Genomic DNA, 2949 nt, shown 5'->3' on the forward strand with positions numbered 1-2949 from the left:
TGTTCAAGGGTTTTGAGGCGGGATTTCAGGCTTTGAGTCTGGTCTTCCAGTTGTTTCAGGGAATCACTGGATTTACGAACAATACGAGAGAGAAGATCGCGGGCTTTGAGGGTGAGTTGGATGGCAGTGTTACGCATAAGTGATCTGTCTCACTTTCCCGCAAGTTTGCTTGATTGAATGGAACAGCAAGGGATATTCTTGTGTTGCTCTCCAGTAGCGCAAATCAACAACAAGATATTCACAGGATGTGATTTATGGCTTTACCTGAATATGTCAAACCCCGACATGAGTGTGATCTGCAAGATATGGCCGAACTTCGTTTTGTTGCAAAAGATAAACCAACAACACTGGATTTAATGGCCGTGCATGTAGCTTCGCAAGTAGAAGCTGGGCTTGATACATACCGGGCAGAAGCGGGTAATATGAGACGCCGTGAGTTACGTGCTGAAAAGCATCAATCCTCGCGTTTGGCTATACACCTTGCAGAGTGTGGCGACGAGAAACCGCATCCCAAATGTCATGCTCATGCTATTGTCTCCGGCGCTCACAGAGAAGCGGCCACAATGAGGGCGATTCTTGCCCGTGAAAAAGTGCGTATCGATGATGCTCATAACGGTTGTTGGCTACCAGAGAATACTGCAGCAATTGTGGAAATGCCGCGCCGGCTAAGGACAGCCGTACCTCATAGCCGCATTCATCGATACAATTATTATTTTTGGCTTGGCAGATTGATCAACCTTGAGAAAACCCAAGACTCTGATGATCTGCGTTATACGCTGAAAACTGTTGGTCTTCAGCTTCAAGCTGGCGCACAACCAAGTTATGTCATGATGAAAAAAGGCGAAGGGCTGCCAGTGTGATTTATAAAATCCAACCTGTTCCTAAAGAGTACCAGCTGTTCATTCTTGAAGCCGATGATGTTGAAGACATTCTAGGCGAAGATTGTCTGATTTATATGGATAGTCGCCCGACCAGATACCTTTCCGAATGGTCACCTATTCCTGTTCATTTCTATGATGAGTATCAAGGTGGTCTTCCCAAAAAATCCATCCCCGATATCATATCTAACCAGCTGGGAAAGCTGTTTCTGAATCAGAAAGCATATGAGGTCTTGCATCCCTTATTTAAGGAGTATGGGGAGTTTCTCCCTGTTACCTTTGAAGATCAGCCTGCTTATATTTTTAATCCTTTGGTCATTGCTGAAGACCTTGATGCTTTAGATCAGGAGAACACAACATTTGACGAGTGGGATGGTTTAAAAGCACCAGCATTCAATAAATCACGCTTGCAAGACATCCCTATACTTCGAACCAAAATTGATAGTTATCGTGGTATTTATTGCAGCCAGAACGTCAAAGAAGTCATCACTTCTCATGGCTTGTTGGGGTTAAGTTTTACAGAAGATCTTAGCGATGTTCCGCCACCCCAATAGTTTCTAATCGACAAGGTTTAGCTGCATAAACGGACTTAATCCAGAACCAGTGATAACCGGGTCCGAAAGAATATCCATCGCCAGTGCAATTTCGGCAAAGTCATCAGAGATAAATCCGAGATTCTGTACTGGTGAGAACTTGGCCCGGTGCACGCGAATGGTGAACGGACGTCCTTCCTGGGCATCGTTGAGCCCTTCCATAAACAGCGAGAACTCTTTGCCAGATTGCACGAGAGCCTGAATGGCATTGGCTGCCTTTGGCGTGTAATCCGTGGTTAAGGTTTCACTGCCAATCCCTGTACTATCCAGCACCCGGATTCCTGATTTTGTCAGGGCATAATCAGTGCCCAGCACCAACACCGCATCTGAAGCATCTTTCACTGTAATGGTTTGGGTAAGATCCGGGATATGTTTGAAGGGGATGAGTTCATGGTCTTCGCCGTGAGCTGTGAGTTCTTCACCTACAACAGGTGTGGAACCCACGGTTTCCAGCGAAGCCCGCAGGGCCAGGGCAATATTGGCCGGGGTGAAATCATGAGCTTTGATTGAACCGGTAATACCGGAAATGCGTGACACAACATTACGCAGGCCACCACCGCCGAGGAAGTTTTTCTGCTCCTTTTTCTCTTCCTCAAAACTGAAGGCAAACTCGCTGATATTGCCCATAGGTAATAGTGGGGCTGATTTATCATAAGGCTGGATATGTACAGAGCCTGCACCGATAAAACTGTAATCAATCATAGTGTCGTCCTTGTCAGTACTTGAGAGCGGTTTAGAGAATGGCTTCCACGGTCAGAGTGCTGTCGGCAAACGACAATTGACCATGGCTGGGGGCAATATCAAAACGGGTATCGCTTAAGGTCTGTTTACGGGCATCCGGGCATAGCTTGTCTGCCGGGTTTAAGGCCGCTCGTAATTGTCTGGTCAGGCTGATCAATTCGCTGGTGGTCTGATCCGAGGTTTTCACCACGGCACCGATATTGAACTGCAACTCAAACCGGCCTTTCTCACCCTGACGAGAGAGTTCAGTCAGTGTTTCCAGCTGCACCAGAATGGCCGGTGTCGGCATGTCATCATCAATCCCGGTAGCAGAGTAGCCCATTCGGGTTTCTGCCACAGCAGACAGCTTGTTTTTCAGGGCATCAACAATGGCCTGTTCACTCGATGTCTTATTCGAGCCTGTAGGCATAATGGAGCTCCTGCTGCATCAGCGTGGTAAAGCGTTCCAGTAGTTGAGGCTGTAACTGGTTGATGGCTTGCCGAGCTACGTTGGCGATGGGCAAGGAGACTTTCTCGATGGGCAACCCCATCCACATCGTCCGGCCGCTTTTCAGGGATACCTGTTTCTTGTGCTTCCATTCGGGAGCCCGTTGAAACACCATCTCGCTTCTGGCTCCCACCGGCTGAAACACAAATGCTCCATCCCACCGATAACGGCCTGTTCTCACACCACCGCCAGTTTGCACCGGTCGCCCCAGGTAATGAGCGGGGATATCCGCCAACCCGATCCAGATCAC

The 2949-nt window shown here is 48.2% G+C and carries 5 protein-coding genes; 2 read left to right on the forward strand and 3 right to left on the reverse strand.

Annotated elements, in window-relative coordinates; translation table 11 throughout:
- Positions 1–254: 254 nt before the first annotated feature.
- Together QMA35_RS21220 and QMA35_RS21225 are read left to right on the forward strand one after the other, a co-directional pair.
- Positions 255–860, forward strand: a complete 606-nt coding sequence (locus QMA35_RS21220; RefSeq protein ID WP_281649135.1) for an AHH domain-containing protein — start codon at positions 255–257, stop codon at positions 858–860.
- Positions 857–1432 carry a hypothetical protein gene (locus QMA35_RS21225; RefSeq protein ID WP_281649136.1) on the forward strand — a complete coding sequence of 192 codons (576 nt, stop codon included), beginning with the start codon at positions 857–859 and terminating at the stop codon, positions 1430–1432. Before QMA35_RS21220 ends, QMA35_RS21225 begins: the two co-directional genes overlap by 4 nt.
- A gap of 3 nt (positions 1433–1435) precedes the next feature.
- Here QMA35_RS21225 and QMA35_RS21230 read toward each other — a convergent pair whose 3' ends face one another.
- The 3 genes from QMA35_RS21230 to QMA35_RS21240 all read right to left on the reverse strand — a co-directional run.
- A complete protein-coding gene (locus QMA35_RS21230) occupies positions 1436–2173 on the reverse strand; it encodes a hypothetical protein (RefSeq protein WP_281649137.1) in 738 nt (245 codons plus the stop codon).
- Positions 2174–2204: 31 nt separating this feature from the next.
- On the reverse strand, positions 2205–2621 hold the full coding sequence (locus tag QMA35_RS21235) for a hypothetical protein (protein ID WP_281649138.1): 417 nt from the start codon (positions 2619–2621) through the stop codon (positions 2205–2207).
- Positions 2602–2949 (reverse strand): hypothetical protein (locus QMA35_RS21240; RefSeq protein ID WP_281649139.1); only part of this gene is annotated, 348 nt, incomplete at its 5' end. The genes QMA35_RS21240 and QMA35_RS21235, both read right to left, overlap by 20 nt.

The organism is Parendozoicomonas sp. Alg238-R29, assembly GCF_947331445.1.
Lineage (GTDB): Bacteria > Pseudomonadota > Gammaproteobacteria > Pseudomonadales > Endozoicomonadaceae > Sansalvadorimonas.